Genomic DNA, 18,046 nt, shown 5'->3' with positions numbered 1-18,046 from the left:
CTCGCTCGGCAATCTTGCGGTCCATGACGATGTGGCCGTCCAGAATACCGCGCACGGCATCGGCGATGGGTTCGTCGTGGTCGCCGCCGTCCACCAGCACGGTGAACAGGGCGGTGATGGGTCCGGCTTGGCGACCGTCCGGCAGGCGCGGGCCGGGACCAGCGCGCTCCAGCAGCTTCGGCAGTTCGGTAAAGACGGTCGGCGTATAGCCTTTGGTCGTCGGCGGCTCGCCCGCCGCCAGACCGATCTCGCGCTGGGCCATGGCAAAGCGCGTGACGGAGTCCATCAGGCACAGGACTTCCAGACCCTGATCGCGGAAGTATTCGGCCACCGCCATGGTCATATAAGCAGCTTGGCGGCGTTTCAGGGCTGGTTCGTCCGAGGTGGCGACCACGACGACCGCGCGGCGCAGGCCGTCCTCGCCCAGTGTCTCTTCGATGAACTCGCGCACTTCGCGGCCCCGTTCACCGATCAGGCCGACGACCACGACATCACAGGTCGCCTGACGCGCCAGCATGGACAGCAACACCGACTTACCCACGCCGGAACCTGCGAAGATGCCAAGCCGCTGGCCACGGCAGGTGGTGGTGAACACGTCCATCGAGCGCACGCCGAGGTCCAGACGCTCGCCCACACGGTCGCGCGAGTGCGCGGGAGGGGGCGAGGCCTTGAGCGTATAGGGCTGGCCGCCCTGGGGCAGCGGGCCCTTGCTGTCGATCGGCTCTCCGAAGGCGTCGATGATACGGCCAAGCCATTGGGTGGTCGGGCTGACCGACGCGGCGGCTTCCAAAATCTTGATATCGGCACCGGGGGCTACGCCCTCGACAGGGCCATAGGGCATCAGTAGCGCCTTGGCATCGCGGAAGCCGACAACCTCTGCAGGCAGGGGCGGTTGGCCACGGCGGCTGATCTCGGCGCGTGCACCGACCGCCAAGCGCGACAAGCCGCCACGGCTTTCGATCAGCAGGCCGTTAACGCCCGCCACCTTGCCGGTGACCACGATGGGTTCGATGGATTGGGCGGCTGCGATTAGCTGGCGCAAGGCGGATATCCGGCGCGTACGCGCGCGTTAAATGGGCTCAACCTTTGCTGTGCCGCAGTTATGGTTAATCGCGGGTAAACCTTAGGCTGCGCGTTTTGACGTAACGCTGTCATTAGAAAAAGAAAGGTTTCCGAAGCCATGATCCACGGTGAAGGCTGACCCCAACCACATCAAGTTCGAAAGCGCTCCATGTTCAGAAAGAACCCCCAAGCTGCGCAGGATACTGTCCGACTTCAAGAGTTGGAGCGCCGTATGGCCGCCATAGGTCGCTCCCAGGCAGTGATCGAGTTTGAACTCGACGGCACCATCATTGATGCCAACGAAAACCTGCTGAAGACCATGGGCTATTCGCTGGATGAGATCCGCGGCCAGCACCACCGCATGTTCATGGATCCGGCCGAAGCCGCCACGGCCGAATACGCTGCTTTCTGGCGTGAACTGAATGACGGGCGCTTTGTCGCCAAGAAATTCCGCCGCATGGCCAAGGGCCAGCGAGAAGTGTGGCTGGAAGCCTCTTATAACCCCGTTCTGGACGACAACGGCCGTGCGGTGAAGGTGGTCAAACTGGCCATAAACATCACCGAGGCCGAACAGGCCGCCCGCCGTGCCGAGGCCGAGCGTCAATCCGCCGAAGCGGCCCAAAGCCGTCTGGTCGAAGTTCTGGCCGACAACCTTGCCAAGCTTTCGGAAGGGGACTTGCGGGCCTCCATCGAGGTGGCGCTGGAAGGGGCCCATCAGCGCGTGAAGGACGACTTCAACGGTGCCACGTCGAGCCTGCGCACCGCGCTGGATCAGGTGCTCGATGCGGTCGGTGTGCTGAAAACCGGCTCGGAAGAAATCGCCAACTCGGCAGACGACCTGTCCCGCCGCACCGAACAGCAAGCCGCCAGTCTGGAAGAGACGGCTGCGGCACTGGACCAGATCACGGCCACCGTCCAACGCAGCGCGGAAGGGGCACGTCAGGCCTCGACCGCTGCCGTCGAGGCGCGCGCCGAGACCGACCGCTCCGGCGAGGTCATGCAAAAGGCACAGGCTGCGATGGATGGCATCAGCCGTCGCTCGGCCGAGATTGGCGACATCATCGGTGTGATCGACGAGATTGCCTTCCAGACCAACCTGCTGGCCCTGAACGCAGGCGTCGAAGCGGCGCGTGCCGGCGAGAGCGGTCGCGGCTTTGCCGTGGTGGCATCCGAAGTGCGCACCCTTGCGCAACGCTCTGCCGAAGCCGCCAAGGAGATCAAGGCTCTGATCTCGGCCTCCGCTCACGAAGTGGCGGAAGGCGTGAAGCTGGTCGGTGAATCGGGTCGTGCGCTGGAAACCATTGCGGCCAAGGTCGCCGAGATGGATGCGCTGGCCGCCGAGATCGCCGCGTCCTCGCAAGAACAGGCCACCGGTCTGGGTCAGGTGAACGCCGCCGTGAACCAGATGGATCAGGTCACGCAGCAGAACGCTGCTATGGTGGAAGAAACCACCGCCGCCGCCACCGGGCTTCAGAACGAAACCCGCCAACTGGCCGCTCTGGTCAGCCGGTTCAATACCGGTCGCAACCAGGACGCCTCTTCCCGGGTAATGGTATCCCGGGAACCAAATCATTCCGAACAACGCTTACGCGGAGGAATGTCCCCCGCTTTAGTAAGCCAAAGATCTCGCCTGAAAGCAGTCGTCAACGGTTCCCCCTCCGCTGAGTTTGCAGACTTCTAAAGGCGAGGCGGCCCTGGTCACTTAACTTTGCCCCCTCAGTAGTACCAGGGCCGCATCACTATACGACTGAATTTCCAGTCAGGAATGTCCCCTCACTTCCCGCCTTTGCTCCCCCCGGCAGAGGCGGGTTTTCTTTTGCGTGCTTAGAGGAGAGCCTGATCGGAGGGCGTGGTCTTGCTGTTTACGCGGGCGGCGTGGGTCGTGGTGAGGACGGCACCGATGGAGGCGGTCATGATGGCTGCAATCGCCAGCCACTGCATGAAGGTCAGATGCTCGTTCAGGAACAGGAGGCCAGCCAGCGCGCCCACGGCCGGATCGGCACTGACGGCAACACCGAAGGTGCGTTTGGGAATGCTGCGAAGGGCGACCATGTCCAGCGAATACGGAATGGCGCTGGATGCGAGGGCTACCAGCACGCCCATGCCCAATATCGCGGGCGACAGCAGGGAGGCACCGGCAGTCACCGTGCCGAACGGCACCACCACCATGGCCGCAAAGCCCATGCCGACGGCAACAGTCGCACCTGACGGAAGATGCGCTACGCGCTGACCGAACACGATGTAGCCCGCCCAGAAGTGAGCTGCCAGCGCGGCAAAGCCACAGCCTACGGGATCGAGGTTGGATACCGAGGTGTCGAACGGGAACAGAAGTGCCAGTCCCAGCGCAGCCACCGCCACCCAGACGAGGTGGATCAGCTTGCGCGCGTTAAACAGCGCCACGGACAGCGGGCCTGTGAACTCGATAGCCAGCGCAACGCCCAGCGGAATGGTGTTCAGCGCCATATAGAAGCTGAGGTTCATCAACCCCATAACCGCACCGTACAGCGCCAGTCCTTTGATGTCGGCGCGCGTAAACCGCGCGCGCCAAGGGCGGAACACGGCTGTCAGAATGAGAGCCGACAACCCCACGCGCAGGGCCGCTGTGCCCATCGGTCCGACGTGGGGGTACAGGGTCTTGGCGAAGGACGTTCCGCCAGACAGGAACAGGATGCCGCCCACCAGTGCGAGGTAGGGCAGATACACACCAAGGCGCGAAGTGACGGGGAAGGACGCGGTACGGATCATGGTTTGAACCTACGACCGCGCCGTGCGTTTGTGTTGGCAAGTTTGCTCGCGCGGATGCAAGTTTCCGTCGCAGGGGAATCTTTAATGCAAGAAACGCTCGCACTCGATGATTTCGATCACCGCCTTTTGGACCTTGTACGCCAGAACAACCTGACGCCTGCACGGGAACTGGCGGAGAAGGTGGGGTTGTCGGAATCGGCCGTGTCGCGACGCCTGCGTCGCTTGCGGGCCGAAAAGGTGATCGTTGCCGATGTTGCGGTGGTGGATCGCGGGCGGTTGGAAAAGGCGCTGACCATGCATGTGCTGGTCGAGATGGAGCGCGAAGGGACTGCCGTCATCGACGCCTTGATGCGCAAGCTGAAGTCACGGCCCGAGGTTCACGGTCTTTGGTACACAACCGGACATGTGGACTTCATTCTGTATGTCGTTGTGCCGGATATGGAGGCCTATGACACCTTTACCCGCGAGGCGCTGAGCGATGATGACAGGGTGCGCAACTTCACCACCTTGCTGACGATCCGCGAGGTGATGTCATTTGATCCTTCACAGCGCGTTATCTCTCGCACGCGCTCGTGATGAGCGGTCACGTGCCAGTTTTTCTAAAAATATCTTGAGAAATCCTGTGACGCTCTGCCTTGTGGGCAGGCGTATACGCTCTATGTCTGATGCCAAGATTCAACGCCAAGGAGATCGCCATGTCCAACACCTCTTATGATGCCAGCCGCCACAAGAAGTCCGGGCGGGGCAAGGTGTTCGACAGCATCGTCGATACGATTGGCGATACGCCTCTGGTGGCGCTGCCGAACCTGACCAAGGAATTGAAACCCAAGGCCCGCGTGTTGGCCAAGCTGGAGTTCTTCAATCCGATTGCCTCGGTCAAGGATCGCATCGGTGTGGCCATGGTCGAAGCTCTGGAGCAGGCGGGTAAAATCCAGCCGGGCGCGACCCTGATCGAGCCGACCAGCGGTAATACCGGTATCGCGCTGGCGTTTGTGGCGGCGTCCAAGGGCTACAACTTGATCCTTTGCATGCCCGAGAGCATGTCGATCGAGCGTCGCAAAATGCTGGCGCTGCTGGGTGCCAAGCTGGAACTGACGCCAGCCGAAAAGGGCATGAAGGGCGCGATTGCCCGCGCCGAGGAACTTCTGGCTGAAATCCCCGGCTCGATCTCTCCGGCACAGTTCGAAAACGACGCCAATCCGGCGATTCACGAGGTCACCACGGCCGAGGAAATCTGGAACGACACCGCCGGTTCGGTGGATGTGGTCATTGCCGGTGTTGGCACGGGCGGCACTATCACCGGCGTCGGCCATGCGCTGAAGGCCAAGAAACCAAGCGTGAAGATGGTGGCCGTCGAGCCGACCGCTTCGCCGGTTCTTTCGGGTGGTGCGCCTGGTCCGCACAAGATTCAGGGCATCGGTGCCGGTTTCGTGCCGCCCGTGATCGACACAGGCGTTATCGACAGCATCGAGCAGGTCGCCAACGAAGACGCGTTCGAAATGGCGCGCAAGGTTGCCCGTACCGAAGGCATTCCTGTCGGCATTTCTTCGGGTGCTGCACTGGTCGCCGCGTTCCGGCTCGCCGAGCAGGAAGAGTATGCGGGCAAGACCATTGTGGTCATCATTCCGAGTTTTGCAGAACGTTACCTTTCGACCGCACTGTTCGAAGGTCTGTAAAAACAAGGATATCTGCGGCTTTACTGTCGCAGTTGACATCTGAGGTGCAGAAATATGCGGCGGGGCCATTTTCGGCCCCGCTTTGCACTTGTAGTTAACCCGCGCGTGCCAGAGTGGCCGTATGGGAAGTGCCGCAGTGTTCAAACCTGACTCCAAGCCAGCCGCCGATACAGACAGGGCGCGCTTGATGCTGCTTCGCCGCTTGGCGGACGTGGTCAGCTTGCCTGCGAGCCGTATCAATGCCTTTGAACGCTCGGTCGTCGCGGACCTGCTGGTGGACATGATGCGGCAGGCTTCGGTCGAGGAGCGTCGCCGGATTGCCGCGCGACTGGTGCCGCTGACCGACATCCCGAACAATATTCTGCGTCTGCTGCTGCGTGATGAAGTTGTGGTCGCGCGCGAACTGCTGCTGGAGTGCGCGTCTTTGAGTGATCATGACCTGATCACCTGCGCGCGCGATACCACCACCGAACACCGCAAGCTGATCGCCGGTCGTCGTGGACTTTCGCCGGCGGTTTGTGCGGCTCTGATAGAGCGCGGCGAGGTCGAGGTGATTGAGCTGGTGCTGAACAACCGCGAGGCGGTGGTGCCCACGACTTCGCTTGAAGAAGCTGTGGCTCTGTCGCGCCAATATCCGCAACTGTGTGGCGCATTGCTCAAGCGCCCGGAACTGCGCCCCTCCAGTGCCTATGTCATGTTCTGGTGGTGCAACCATGAAGAGCGCAGCGTCATCCTGCGCCGCTTTGCCGTATCGCGCGAAGTCCTGCAGGGCTCGGTGGTCGACATGTTCAGCGTGGCCGCCAAGGACGGTTGGTCCGATCCGGTTGTGCGCAAGGCGTTGCAATTCATCGAGCGTCGCCAGCGTAACCGCGAGGCCGCCAAGAAGTCGCCGTTCGAAGGCCTTGAGGGCATTATTGCCTCGGCGGCAGAAACAGGTTTGACGCCGGATGTGGTTGCCGAGATCGGCCATCTGGCGGGCGTGAAGCCTTTGACGGCGGCGAAGATCCTCAGCGACGAGGGTGGAGAGTCCATAGCGGTCCTTTGCAAGTCCACGGGCCTGACCAAGCGCTACTTGGCCCTCTTGTGGAAGGCGATGCGCCGTCCCGGTTCGGACGATTCTTCCGACCCTCGCTGGGAACGTGTTCAGATCGTCTATGACATGCTGGCTGTCGACAGGGCCCAGACCGTCGTGCGGTACTGGAACTGGTCGCTGACGTCCGCCCTGACGCCTCAACTCATCCGTGCAATTCGCGAGGGTGAGGACCACCTGATCGATCAGTTCTCTGCGGCAGAGCGCGCGGCCATGCTGGCGCTGTCGGACGATTTCAAAAATTGACGCGGCGTCAAAGTTCCGTTGAGATTAGTGGTACTTAACTCTTCATACCGTTACTTCAAACTGTAGCGCAGTTGGTGCGGCCCATTGTGCTTTGGCCCGCAGGAATTCGATTCAATCTCTGCGCGAAAGCTCAGTCGCCTTCTTTAAGTATCAGCATTCTTTATAAAAGACGCTTCGGCTCTAAGCTTCCAAAATACAGTTTGCGATCTGTTTTGGACATTAAAGCTTGCGCTCTATTTACGCTTTTAAAGAATACGGACTTGACAACATGCGACGTCTGACCACCATGCGTCCCCGCTAACAAAAGAAATATAGGGTCAGCCAAATGGCCCGAAATTGCAATCAATCTGGCGGGATTAAAATGGACGAAAAACCTGAACTGCTCGAAATGACAGCAGACATCGTGTCTGCGTACGTCAGCAACAACATGGTACCTGCAGAAGCCGTGCCGGCTCTGATCTCGCAGGTTCACGCCGCGCTGACGGGCATCACTGTTGCTCCGGTCGAAGAAGAACCGGAACCGCGTGAACCGGCAGTTCCGCTGCGCAAGTCCATTACGCCTGATTTCCTGATCTGCCTGGAAGACGGTCGCAAGTTCAAGTCGTTGAAGCGTCACCTGCGCACCAAGTACAACATGAGCCCGGAAGAATACCGCGCCAAGTGGGGTCTGGCTAAAGACTACCCGATGGTTGCTCCGAACTATGCCAAGGCTCGTTCCGATCTGGCCAAGCAAATGGGTCTGGGCCAAGGCGGCCGTAAGCCGGCCCGCGCCACCCGCGCCAAGAAGTAAGTCTGGACCTCAGGTCTATGGAAAAGGCCCGCATCGGGGGATGCGGGCCTTTTTTATTGTCCGTGTACAGTAGATCAGGCGGCGGTTTGCATCGCGGCGCGGCGTGTACGCCAGAAGCGCAAGGTGCGCTGGGCTGTATCGCGGTCAAGCGAGGTATACATGGCCGCATAGCTGCGCGCCTTGCCCATGGCATTGCCGTCATTGTTCAGAAGGACCACGGCATAGGTCAGGAACAGCGCCTTATCCAGATCGGCAGCGCGGCAAACCACAGCCAACGCATCCAGCTCTCGGCGCTCGACGATGTTGCGCGCGACGTGGAAGTCGATTTCGGCCAGTTGCGACAGTGCAATCAGGAAGCAGGAGCGGCTGCCCGAGCGCAGGAAGCGGGCCAAGGTCTGGGGTGTCAGTTGGCTGGCCGCGCGCAGTTCCTCGACATAGGCGAGGCTCTCGGCATAGTCGGGCGGCAGGGAGCCGTCATCGGTAGCGACACGGGTACGCCCCGCAGCCAGCGCTTCTTCCAGCGCGGCGGGATCAAGGCGTGCGTTTTCTTCGAGGATCTTCTCGCGCAGGCGCTCTTCGACCTCGAAATACATTTCGTTCAGTAGGTCGATGGGCAGGCTGGTGCGCGAAACCGTGACCTGATGAAGCTCGGGGTTGGCCTTGGCACGATCAACAGCCGTTTCGTTTGCCGAGCGCGACAGGCGGGCACCTTCGTTGGACAGAAGGGCGTGGAGGGTGACGTCGTCGCCGTGTTCGACGATGGCGTCGGAGACCGCTTCTGCCACGTGCTCGCGCTGGGTGACGGCGCGCATGTGCTCCTGGCTGTTGCGGGTCCGGATGACGTGGATCAGGTCATCGTCGGTGAGCACCGGCGATTGCGACAGCACCGGAGCGGCGACGGCGGCTTCGTCATTGGCCAGTTGGCGAATGAGCTGATGCGGCGCATCGGGCGCGGAAGCGAAGCGCTCGGCCAGTTGGGCGCGGACCTCGATCTCCATGGCACGGCTGATGTCGCTCAGGACAGCTCCGTACAGTTCCTGCTCGATAGGCGTGCGTTCGGGTGCGCCGAAGAAGTTGTCCGTCAACTCGCGCAGCAGGGTGCGGCGGGCACCGCTGTCGGTCTGCTTGGCCAGATTCATCAGTTCCGGCAGGCGGGACTGGATGGCGGTGTCGGAAGAAGCGGTTGTGGACATGGTTACGTCGGATCTTGGTAGTCGGCCACGGCGCGCAAGCGGCCGTTGGCATCGCGGATCATTTGTGGCGCTGCCGGGGGGGCGGCCAGATCGTCACTGGACGGGACGGTGGTCAGATCGACCGGAAGGGCATCAAGGTAGATCGGCGCTGGACGGGGCGGCGCATCGGGCGTGCGACCGTCCTGACGGTGGACAGAATAGTAACGCGACCCATCGGTATCCGAGCGCGGCTTCGCCTCACCGGCGACCGGTGCGGCTTCGCCGAGACGAAATATCGGGGCATCGGGGCGCGGCGCGTAGGGATCGGCGGGAGCCACCATGGCCGACGTGGGCGTGGCGGCGCGCGGATAGTTCCAGCCACCGTGCGGGATAACCACAGCCTCGTTGCCCGTGACAGCAGCATAGGCCGGCGCACCAAGCGCCGCCATTGTGGCTGTCAGAACAAGGGTCGAAACTGGGCGCAAGCAAGCGGCTCCGGTCAGGCGCGGCAATAAGTCTCTAACAGTGACGCTTGTGGCTTAATCTCGCACTAACGGAGCGATTATTTTAAGGCCGGAAGATAGCTGGGTGTGAAGGCTTCGCGCCAATTCGGATCGGAGGCGTAGGCCCCGCGACTTTGCTCGGCGAAAGTTTCCCAGCGTTGGGCCGTCATCGCGCCGAGACCGTAGAGGGCGGCATCTCCGCCATCGACGATGCTGTGGGTCTTGAGCAGTTCGCGGGCTGTATCCAGCGAGCCTTGCGGGGTCGCCGGATTGGCACGACGGATCAGGCCGTGGGCCGGGTCTGGCTCGCCGTTCAGATAGTTGCGCCAACCCTCTGCGGAGGCGGCGATGAAGTGCTTGAGCGCCTCGGTATTGTCGCGGGCAAAGGCGTTCGGTGCCAGCACAATACCGGAATAGGAGGCAAAGCCGTCGTCTGCGGGCAGATAGCGGCGCGTGGCCAGATCGGGCTTGGTCGCACCGACCAAGGCAGGCTCGCGCGTCAGAGAGCCGATCAGCAGGCTGCGCGGGTCTTCGAGGAATGGCTCCAGCGCCCCGCCTTCGGGACGGTGTATCTGGTTCTGGGCCAACTGGTATTTCGGTTGCAGCCAGGCCCAGAAGTCCGACCATTCGGGATCTTCGGTATAGAGCGGGCGCTCGCCCAGCGCCTTGAGGTCGCTGAGGGCCATGAGGTCTCGTGGGGCCTCGCTGCCGTGGGCGATGAGGACGCGCAGGTCTTTTTGCAGGAAGGCGGCGACAGCCTTTACCGGCGCGCGGTCGGCAATCATGCGCAGGGCGGCGAAGCTGTCGCGGGCAAGGCCCAGCTCGGCCTGGCCTGCGGCGAGGCGCTGGGAGACGTCGGTGGCCGAGTTGCCGTGGAAAATCTGGACGTTCAGGCCGCGACGCGCATAGGAGCCGTCGGCGATGGCCTGATAGAAACCGGCGTGCTCGGCGCGGGCAGGGCCGGGCGCGGCAAGACGCAGGCGAACGCGACCCTGCTCGTCGACAGGTGCGTTCTGGCTGCATCCGGACAAGGTAAGACCTACCGTCGCCCCGGTGAGGCCGTAGATCAGTTCACGTCTGGAGGGCCGAGCAAGAGACATTATCGGCTGCAATAAGCATGGAGCCCGCGAATGGAAAGGGTTGGGCCCGTAATTGATGGTCGAAGTTTTGACCCGACAGATACTGGGAGAGAGGTGGATGGGGACCACCTCTCTCCTGAAGATCTGAAAATATCAGTGAAAACAATCGATCGATCAGGATTCGCCGGGGGACGCGTAGCGCGGGCTCGGTCTTTGAGCGTGACCTAGCTGCGGCACATAACCTGCAGAGAACAGCGGCGACGGGGGATACGGCCCTTCGCAGGCTCAACCTTACCGACAAAATCATATCCACTGACGCAGACCTTAATGTGCCAAAGGCGTGCGGACCGAGGTGGCGGAACCCTGCATTTTCCGTGATCACGTCATTTGACATAACGTTGGTGTCTCAAATTACAGGGCTTGGCAAGGTGGCGCACCATTAAGCTTCACTGTATCGGTGGATAACTGTGATTTTCAGAGATGTTGGCCAGCGGGGAAGCGCGGCGATGCTGAGCGTATTGATGGTGCTATTGGCGGGCGGAGCGGGGGCTTCGCCAATTGCAGAGGCGGCCGTTCGCGGGACCGACCTGTGCGTGCAGATGCAGTCGGGCCAGCTGAACCTTCGCGGCGATGACCAAAGCCAGTCCAAAAACATGGTGCTGGCGTCCGAAGAAGGGCCGGGGGGCGTGTTTCTGGGACTGAGCCCCAATGGATGCGACGTGTTGATCGGCAGCGATGGCGAGGCGTCGCTCAAGGCGGTGCGGGACTGGGTGCAGGCCGAGGACGGGCTGGGCTGGCGGCAGGTGCCCAGTCTGGGGGCGCTGGGACAGGGCGAGCGCGGGGATGGCGCACACTATTTCGTCTCGAACGATTATTCTATGTCCTTGGCTATTGCCAAGTCGGTGAATGACATGGGGCGGGTGGTGGTTCTGCCCCCGATACCGGCACCGTTGCTGAAGCTTCGAGTGGATACCGCTACACACGCCAGCCAGCGTGATGCGGGGCGGGCGGTGCTGGATGCCGTTACCGATGTCTGTCCGCTGATGGGGGACGAGCTGGACGCCCTGACGCCGGAAAAGCGGGCTGTGCTGATGGCGCAGTTGCGGACCTTTTCGGGCGGAGCGGGCGAGGTGGCCCACGCCGATGAAGCGCGCGATACCGTGATTGCGCGAGCCGATACGTGGGGATGTCAGGTTGCCGTCCGTGCGCTGGCCAATACCCGTATTGCCAGTCTGGAAGACGAGGTGCCGCATCTGTTGGAAGAACACGGCTGGCGTCTGCAAGGTGAAGGGGACTGGCAAAGTGCCGAGGGGGCGAGCCTGCAAATCCATTCCGGTCCGGGGATAATGCTGGTGGAAGTCAAAACGGCGCGCTGAGAATAAAAATAGGGCGGCAGGATGATCCTGCCGCCCTTGAAGTTTGGTCCGATAGCTTGGGCGCCTAGGGCTTAAGCAATCGGGCGGCGACGCAGGTGGCGCTCGATGGCCACCAGCAGGAAGAAGAACATCACGACGAAGAAGCCGCCGATGATGAGGAAGGCCAGCTGCAGGCGCGGGCCGATGCCGCCGCGGAGCAGTTGGCGTTTTTCGGACTCTTCGACTGCGGTCGAGCGTTTGGCCGCTTCGTCGCCGAGCCAACTGCTGGCGAACACGGCATCGGCGCGTTCGAATGCGGCGGCCGGTGTCATGACCGAATCCGGGAAGACGGCTTCGCAACGGCGATCCTGTACGGTGCGCGTATAGCTGCAGTCATAGACGTAGTAGTAGCCGCAGACACGGGCTACGCGTTCGGTGCGCGGCGTGGTGGTGCAGCGCTGCTCGGACTTCGACGCGGACTTATAGGCCGTCAGCTTACTGACGACCGGCGCTGCGGTCATGATTTCCTGAACATGTTTGAGCGCCGCTTGCTGATAGGCAGCGTCGTCAACCATGCGGCGGATGGACTTGATGTAGTCTGGAGCATCGTCAGCGTAGGCCTGTCGGTAGCTGTCGAGGTCATAGCCGAGCGCAGCCATCATATCGTCGGACGAAATCAGCTGGTCGCTCGTATTGCGGTGCGCGTCGAAGGCCTTCTTGTAGATGCTGTAGTATTTGGGCCAGACGTCCTTGGCGAAGCGGTCGTGCTCGCTCTTCAGATAGTCGGTATCCTTGGCATCCGAGGCCTTGGGCTGGGTCGCTACTTCGCGCGCCAAGGCCGCCGTATCGACGGCAGTTGCCTCGGGCGCGACCTCCGTTTTGACGGCGAGACGCCACAGAGCGTCGCCTGCAAAATAGAGGGCACCCAGCAGACACAAGGTGGCGACCAATAGGCCGCCAATACGCAGAGCCTGAAGATAAGCGGTCTCGATACGTTCGAGCCGCTGTTCATTAAGCCACGGTTTCCGTTTCATTTTCCCCCCAAAAGAAACATCCGGCGAAGAGAATCGCCGGATGTCTGATTGTGGCGGAAAAGTGGTAAAGAAGCCTGAATGGTTAAGCTTAGGAGAGGGCTGACTTCTTCTCTTCGAGTTCGAGCCATTCCAGTTCGATAGCTTCGAGATCGGCGCGGGCCTTTTCGGCGGCCTTCATGGCCTTGTCGAAAGCGGCGGGGTTTTTGCTGTAGAGATCGGGGTCGGCGAGTATAGCGTCCTGCTTTTCGATCTCTGCGGGCAGGGTTTCCAGCAGCTTTTCGATCTCTTCGAGACGGCGAGAGTCTTTGTACGAAAGCTTGGCTTTCTTGGTGGGAGCGCGATCAGAAGGCTCCGCCTTCTCGACCCGACGCGCTCCTGCCGGCGCTGTTGCTACGGGTTTGGGCGGCTGGATGAAGCCCGGGTTCTGGCGCACGAAGTCCTGCCAGCCGCCGGGAGTTTCCACGATGTCGCCACGGCCGTTCATGGCGATGGTCGAGGTGGCCAGACGGTCTACGAAGTCGCGGTCGTGGCTGACCAGGATCAGGGTGCCGTCGTAGCCGTCGAGCAACTCTTGCAGCTTGTCCAGTGTGTCGATGTCGAGGTCGTTGGTCGGCTCGTCGAGCACCAGCAGGTTGGCGGATTTCGCCAGAGCGCGGGCCAGAAGGAGGCGGTTACGCTCGCCGCCCGACAGGGTGGAGATCGGCTGGCGCAGTTGGGCTTCGGAGAAGAGGAAGTCCTTGGCGTAGGCGGCGACGTGTTTGGGGAAGCCGCGCACGATGATGCTGTCACCGCCGCCCGGCGTCAGGGCGTCCCACAGGGTCATGTCGGACTTCAGGCCTTCGCGGGACTGGTCGAGGTAAAGCGGTTCGAGGTTGGCACCCATGCGGACGGTGCCCTCGTCGGGAGCCAATTCGCCCAGCAGCACCTTGACCAGAGTGGTCTTGCCCGCGCCGTTGGGGCCGACAATCGCCAGACGGTCGCCGCGGATGATGCGGGTGGTCAGGTTCTTGAAGATGGTGCGTTCGCCGAAGGACTTTGAAACGCCTTTCAGATCGGCCACCAGCTTGCCGGAGATGGCACCGGAATCCACGCCCATATAGAGGTCGCGCGGCACGTCCTTCATCTTCTCTGCGCGTTCGGCGCGAAGGGCGGCAAGGCTGCGCGCACGGCCTTCGTTGCGGGTGCGGCGGGCAGTGATGGAGCGGTAGAAGGTCTCGGTCTCGCGCTCGATGGTCTTGGTGAGCTTTTCGAGAGCGATGGCTTCTTCTTCCAGCACCTTGGCGGCCCAGTCGTCGAACTCGGCAAAGCCCTTGGACAGGGTACGGACCTTGCGGCCTTCAAGCCAGTGGACGGTGTTGGTGACGCGGTTCAGGAAGGCGCGGTCGTGGCTGACGACCAGAACAGCGAAGCGGGCCGCGATCAGCTCTTCTTCGAGCAGTTCGATGGCCAGAATGTCGAGGTGGTTGGTCGGCTCGTCGAGCAGCAGGACTTCCGGCTCTTCGGCGAAGGCCTTGGCCAGCGCCGCGCGGCGGATCTCGCCGCCGGAAAGGCCTTGGGTCGATTTCTCGGGGTTGAGGCCGAAGGTGGTCAGCCAGCTTTCGGCCGTCCACGTCTCGGCAGCGCCGGAGGAGGCATAGTCGAGCAGGGTCTCGCCGGTGATGACGGGTTCTTGCGGCACATAGGCAAAGCGGGTGCCGGCCTGCACGGCGCGGTCGCCGCTGTCGGCTTCGATATAGCCCATGACCACCTTCATGAGGGTGGACTTGCCGGCACCGTTGCGGCCCACAAGGGCGGCACGAGAGCGGGGCTCTACGGCAAGGTCGACGCCGGAAAACAGCGGGCGCTGTCCGTCCTGAAGGTGGATGTCTTTAAGTGCAACGAGGGGAGGTCTGGCAGCCATGGGGCCGCCTATAGCCGATGGGGCGTGCGGCGGCTATGGGGCGCTTGTTGACGCCGGATCATGGTTGCACGCAAGGCTTACCGATCAAGACCGCGCGTTATTTGGGGGCGTGTAGCATCCAGATCCTGGTGCGGGCGTTGCAGGTCTGGTGACTGCGCGGGTTAAAGTAGTGCGGGTTTGTAGGATTTTAGGGAGGGGCGCTATGTCTCCGATGACGTGGTTGACGCTGGGTGGGGCGATTGTGTGCGAGGTGATCGGCACCAGCCTGTTGCAGGCGTCGAACCAGTTCACCAAGCCCTTGCCGACTATTGGTATGGCGATCTGTTATGGCGCGGCGTTCTATCTGCTGAGTTTGACGCTGAAGGCCATGCCGGTGGGGTTGGCCTATGCCATCTGGAGCGGGTTGGGGGTGGTGTTGATATCCGCGATTGGTCTGGTGGCGTTCAAGCAGCGTCTGGATCTGCCTGCTATCCTTGGGCTGGTGATGATTGTGGGCGGCGTGATCGTGATTAACCTGTTCTCCAAATCGGCCGTGCACTGACCTACGGTCAAGTCGGGGGCGACAGGGGGCGGATTAGGGCCTATAGGCCCCGCCATGTTGCCTTTCTGGAAAACCAAGTCTCTGTCCGAAATGTCTCCACAGGAATGGGAGAGCCTGTGTGACGGTTGCGGACTGTGCTGTCTGGTGCGGTTCGAGGACGAGAATACGGGAGATGTCGTGCCGACGCGCGTACACTGCCGTCTGTTCGATCCCATGAAATGCACCTGCACCGATTATCCGAACCGTAAGGAACAGGTGCCAGACTGTATCAAGCTGACCCCGAACAACATCGAGGCCCTGGGCTGGATGCCGAAGTCGTGCGGCTATCGCCGCGTGCACGAAGGACGTGATCTGGCCTGGTGGCACCCGCTGGTGTCGGGCGATCCGGAAACGGTCCATCAGGCAGGGGTGTCTGTGCGTCGGCAAACCGTCAGCGAGACTGCGCTGAAAGAGGCCGAGGACGCTTTGGACTTCGAGGCCGAAGAGTGGAACGAGGAACGGGGACTGCTCAGCCCCGAAGAGGCCGCGAGGCTGACAGACGAGGGCTAAACACTCTCGGGGGAGGGGGCGTCATGTTGAGAGCGTACGCAGAAGAGATCAGCGAACGAGTCCGGTTGACCGCGGACTGGCCGCCTGTGCAGGCGGAGCATTGGTTCAAGCAGTTGGAAGTCCTTGGCGAAATGCTGCTGGACGCCGAGCCGCGCGTCGTGGTGATGCCCACTGACGGGCAGATGCAAATCTGTCTGGCCATCAAGCGCACCATGCAGGTGCAAGAGGGCGTGATCCTGTCGGGCGCGGCGCTGGAGGGAAGTTCCTATCCGGTCTGGGCAAGTACGCCTATTTTCCGCGAAGGCAGCCTGCACGGGGCGATGGTATTTCTGGCACCGCCAGAGCGGCCCGAGCCCGATGTGCGCGAGCGGGAGCTGATCCTGCAATTGGCCCGCGTGGCTGCCGACCTGTCGGCGGGCGAACAGGCCGACCGCAAAGTGGCGCAGCGCGATGAGATGCTGACCATGATCGAGGAAATGTCCGGCGTGGGTTGGTGGAGTGTCGATAAGGCCGACAACCACCAGACCTGGTCCAAGCGGGTATTCGAAATTCACGGAATGGACCCTGCGGAGGGGCCTGTTCTGATCGAAGAAGGTTTTGACTATTACGATGCCTCGGAGCTGAACCAGGTCAGCAACGGGATCCAGCATGGCCTGAAAACGGGCGAAGGCTACACGCTGCGCATGCATTTGAAGCGCAAGGACAACGAGCGGCGGATCGTGGTCAGTCGTTCTGCGGCGGTGAAGAATGCCGCGGGCGAGTACGTCGGAATGTTCGGCGTTTTTCGCGACATTACCGACGAAGAAGCGCTGCTGGACAAGCTGAGGCGCAACGAGGCGCGTTACCGCCTGCTGGCCGAGAACGTCAGTGACGTGATCACCCGCGTGAAGATGGACGGCACCAGCAAATACATCTCGCCCGCGATCAAGCAGTTGCTGGGTTGGACGCTGGAGGAGATGTCGGGCCAGTCGACCGACTATGTTTACGAGGAAGATCGCAAACACGTTCTGGCCGCGATCAAGCAGGCGGTGAAAACCGGCACTCCGACGCGTCTGGAGCACAGGGCGGTGCATCGCGATGGCCGCATTATGTGGGTGGAGTGCACCTTCAAGGCAGTCGGTGACGAGCAGGGCAAGGTGGATGACGTTGTTGTTGTGATCCGCGATGCGACACAGCGCAAACAACTGGAGGCGGACGTCATCGAGGCTAAGGATCGGGCCGAGAAGGCGGCTGCGGCCAAGAGCGAGTTTCTGGCCAATATGAGCCATGAATTGCGCACTCCCCTGACCAGTGTGGTGGGGTATGCCGGTTTGTTGAAAGACTCTGCCGGTTTGACCCCCGAGCAGAAACTGTATGCCGACCGGATCAGCGCCTCTTCGGAAGCGCTGTTGTTGGTCATCAACGACATCCTTGATTATTCGAAGCTGGAAGCGGGCGCGGTCGAACTGGACAAGTCGCCTTTCTATCTGCGCGAGCACATCGCCCAGACCGTGGGGATCATTGCCAACCAGTGCGATGCCAAGGGACTGGAGCTGAGAACGGAGCAGGATGCCCGACTGCCGGAGGTGCTTTCGGGGGATGCCGGACGTTTGCGGCAGGTGACGCTGAACTTCCTGTCGAATGCGGTGAAGTTTACCAGCAGCGGTTCGGTCTCATTGAGGGCGTTCGGTACAGAGACGCCGGAGGGCCGGTATCGCGTCAGGGTCGAGGTGGTCGATACGGGGATCGGGCTTAGCCCCGAGAAGGCCGATCTGGTCTTCGGGCGCTTTACGCAGGCTGATGCGTCGACCACACGAACCTATGGCGGGACGGGGCTGGGCTTGGCCATTTCCCGGCATCTGATCGAACTGATGGGCGGGAACATCGGCTATGAAAGCGCGCCCGGCGAGGGGGCGACCTTCTGGTTTGAAGTGCCTCTGGACTTCGACTTTGCGCTGCCGGTTTCGGTTGCGGTTGAGACGACGCCGGCAATCGAGGTGCAGGGGCGCATTCTTCTGGTCGATGATGCAGCGGCGAACCGTGAACTGGTGACGATTATTCTGTCGTCGCTGGGGCTGGAGGTCGAGGCGGCAACCAACGGGGTCGAGGCGGTGACGGCTGTGCGTCGTGGCGGCTTTGATCTGGTGCTGATGGATGTGCACATGCCGGAGATGGATGGCTTGGCGGCAACGCGCGAAATCCGGCGCGGCGAGGGAGCCGGACGGAGGCTGCCGATCATTGCGTTGACGGCCAATGTTCAGTCGGAACAGATCGAGCGGTGTCTGGCGGCGGGGATGGACGATCACTTGTCCAAGCCGATTCAGG

16 protein-coding genes are annotated in these 18,046 nt (G+C 61.8%); 9 read left to right on the top strand and 7 right to left on the bottom strand.

Features of this window, described 5'->3' with window-relative positions; all coding sequences use genetic code 11:
• Positions 1-1,042, bottom strand: a 1,042-nt coding sequence (locus OB03_RS05910; RefSeq protein WP_461343513.1) for a FliI/YscN family ATPase, incomplete at its 3' end; no start/stop codon positions are given.
• A 189-nt stretch (positions 1,043-1,231) separates the two neighbouring features.
• Between OB03_RS05910 and OB03_RS05905 the strand changes: the two genes are divergently transcribed.
• Positions 1,232-2,743, top strand: coding sequence for a PAS domain-containing methyl-accepting chemotaxis protein (locus OB03_RS05905; protein ID WP_242913723.1), 1,512 nt, complete (start codon positions 1,232-1,234; stop codon positions 2,741-2,743).
• A gap of 143 nt (positions 2,744-2,886) precedes the next feature.
• Here OB03_RS05905 and OB03_RS05900 read toward each other — a convergent pair whose 3' ends face one another.
• A complete protein-coding gene (locus OB03_RS05900) occupies positions 2,887-3,807 on the bottom strand; it encodes an EamA family transporter (RefSeq protein WP_461343512.1) in 921 nt (306 codons plus the stop codon).
• 84 nt (positions 3,808-3,891) lie between these two features.
• On the opposite strand from OB03_RS05900, the gene OB03_RS05895 reads away from it, so the two are divergent.
• The 4 genes from OB03_RS05895 (at position 3,892) to OB03_RS05880 (ending at position 7,609) form a co-directional block, all read left to right on the top strand.
• Positions 3,892-4,383 (top strand): Lrp/AsnC family transcriptional regulator, encoded by a 492-nt coding sequence (locus OB03_RS05895; protein ID WP_242913725.1) that lies wholly within the window; start codon positions 3,892-3,894, stop codon positions 4,381-4,383.
• A 119-nt stretch (positions 4,384-4,502) separates the two neighbouring features.
• Positions 4,503-5,483, top strand: coding sequence for a cysteine synthase A (cysK, locus tag OB03_RS05890; protein WP_242913726.1), 981 nt, complete (start codon positions 4,503-4,505; stop codon positions 5,481-5,483).
• Positions 5,484-5,604: 121 nt separating this feature from the next.
• Positions 5,605-6,819 (top strand): DUF2336 domain-containing protein, encoded by a 1,215-nt coding sequence (locus OB03_RS05885; RefSeq protein WP_461343511.1) that lies wholly within the window; start codon positions 5,605-5,607, stop codon positions 6,817-6,819.
• 361 nt (positions 6,820-7,180) lie between these two features.
• Complete coding sequence (locus OB03_RS05880; RefSeq protein ID WP_242913728.1) at positions 7,181-7,609, top strand: Ros/MucR family transcriptional regulator; 429 nt, start codon at positions 7,181-7,183, stop codon at positions 7,607-7,609.
• Between the two features lie 74 nt (positions 7,610-7,683).
• Here the strand turns inward: OB03_RS05880 and OB03_RS05875 are convergent, their stop codons facing one another.
• The 3 genes from OB03_RS05875 to OB03_RS05865 form a co-directional block, all read right to left on the bottom strand.
• Positions 7,684-8,802, bottom strand: coding sequence for a DUF2336 domain-containing protein (locus OB03_RS05875; protein WP_461343510.1), 1,119 nt, complete (start codon positions 8,800-8,802; stop codon positions 7,684-7,686).
• 2 nt (positions 8,803-8,804) lie between these two features.
• Entirely contained in the window at positions 8,805-9,266 is a 462-nt protein-coding gene (locus OB03_RS05870) for a hypothetical protein (protein ID WP_461343509.1), read from the bottom strand.
• Positions 9,267-9,343: 77 nt separating this feature from the next.
• Entirely contained in the window at positions 9,344-10,315 is a 972-nt protein-coding gene (locus tag OB03_RS05865) for an ABC transporter substrate-binding protein (RefSeq protein WP_461343508.1), read from the bottom strand.
• 554 nt (positions 10,316-10,869) lie between these two features.
• Between OB03_RS05865 and OB03_RS05860 the strand changes: the two genes are divergently transcribed.
• A complete protein-coding gene (locus tag OB03_RS05860; protein ID WP_242913732.1) occupies positions 10,870-11,739 on the top strand; it encodes a hypothetical protein in 870 nt (289 codons plus the stop codon).
• A gap of 71 nt (positions 11,740-11,810) precedes the next feature.
• On the opposite strand, the gene OB03_RS05855 is transcribed toward OB03_RS05860, so the two are convergent.
• Together OB03_RS05855 and OB03_RS05850 are read right to left on the bottom strand one after the other, a co-directional pair.
• The gene (locus tag OB03_RS05855; RefSeq protein WP_461343507.1) at positions 11,811-12,752 is read right to left on the bottom strand and encodes a hypothetical protein; all 942 of its coding nucleotides are present in this window, start codon (positions 12,750-12,752) and stop codon (positions 11,811-11,813) included.
• A gap of 88 nt (positions 12,753-12,840) precedes the next feature.
• Positions 12,841-14,652 carry an ABC-F family ATP-binding cassette domain-containing protein gene (locus tag OB03_RS05850; protein ID WP_242913734.1) on the bottom strand — a complete coding sequence of 604 codons (1,812 nt, stop codon included), beginning with the start codon at positions 14,650-14,652 and terminating at the stop codon, positions 12,841-12,843.
• Positions 14,653-14,863: 211 nt separating this feature from the next.
• Here OB03_RS05850 and OB03_RS05845 point away from each other — a divergent pair, with 211 nt between their 5' ends.
• The 3 genes from OB03_RS05845 to OB03_RS05835 form a co-directional block, all read left to right on the top strand.
• On the top strand, positions 14,864-15,193 hold the full coding sequence (locus OB03_RS05845) for an SMR family transporter (RefSeq protein ID WP_427846575.1): 330 nt from the start codon (positions 14,864-14,866) through the stop codon (positions 15,191-15,193).
• Positions 15,194-15,247: 54 nt separating this feature from the next.
• Positions 15,248-15,742, top strand: coding sequence for a YcgN family cysteine cluster protein (locus OB03_RS05840; RefSeq protein WP_242913736.1), 495 nt, complete (start codon positions 15,248-15,250; stop codon positions 15,740-15,742).
• Positions 15,743-15,765: 23 nt separating this feature from the next.
• Positions 15,766-18,046, top strand: a 2,281-nt coding sequence (locus tag OB03_RS05835) for a hybrid sensor histidine kinase/response regulator (protein ID WP_461343506.1), incomplete at its 3' end; no start/stop codon positions are given.

Source organism: Brevundimonas sp. GN22, from assembly GCF_054824005.1.
Note: the sequence above shows the minus strand (reverse complement) of the source record. Positions and strands in the feature narration are given on the sequence as shown.

Coding starts and splice junctions, on each gene's coding strand:
- OB03_RS05845 (WP_427846575.1), top strand. CDS start 14,864: ATGACGTGGTTGACGCTGGGTGGGGCGATTGTGTGCGAGGTGATCGGC.
- OB03_RS05905 (WP_242913723.1), top strand. CDS start 1,232: ATGTTCAGAAAGAACCCCCAAGCTGCGCAGGATACTGTCCGACTTCAA.
- OB03_RS05850 (WP_242913734.1), bottom strand. CDS start 14,652: ATGGCTGCCAGACCTCCCCTCGTTGCACTTAAAGACATCCACCTTCAG.
- OB03_RS05880 (WP_242913728.1), top strand. CDS start 7,181: ATGGACGAAAAACCTGAACTGCTCGAAATGACAGCAGACATCGTGTCT.
- OB03_RS05875 (WP_461343510.1), bottom strand. CDS start 8,802: ATGTCCACAACCGCTTCTTCCGACACCGCCATCCAGTCCCGCCTGCCG.
- OB03_RS05840 (WP_242913736.1), top strand. CDS start 15,248: ATGTTGCCTTTCTGGAAAACCAAGTCTCTGTCCGAAATGTCTCCACAG.
- OB03_RS05855 (WP_461343507.1), bottom strand. CDS start 12,752: ATGAAACGGAAACCGTGGCTTAATGAACAGCGGCTCGAACGTATCGAG.
- OB03_RS05860 (WP_242913732.1), top strand. CDS start 10,870: ATGCTGAGCGTATTGATGGTGCTATTGGCGGGCGGAGCGGGGGCTTCG.
- cysK (WP_242913726.1), top strand. CDS start 4,503: ATGTCCAACACCTCTTATGATGCCAGCCGCCACAAGAAGTCCGGGCGG.
- OB03_RS05895 (WP_242913725.1), top strand. CDS start 3,892: ATGCAAGAAACGCTCGCACTCGATGATTTCGATCACCGCCTTTTGGAC.
- OB03_RS05885 (WP_461343511.1), top strand. CDS start 5,605: ATGGGAAGTGCCGCAGTGTTCAAACCTGACTCCAAGCCAGCCGCCGAT.
- OB03_RS05900 (WP_461343512.1), bottom strand. CDS start 3,807: ATGATCCGTACCGCGTCCTTCCCCGTCACTTCGCGCCTTGGTGTGTAT.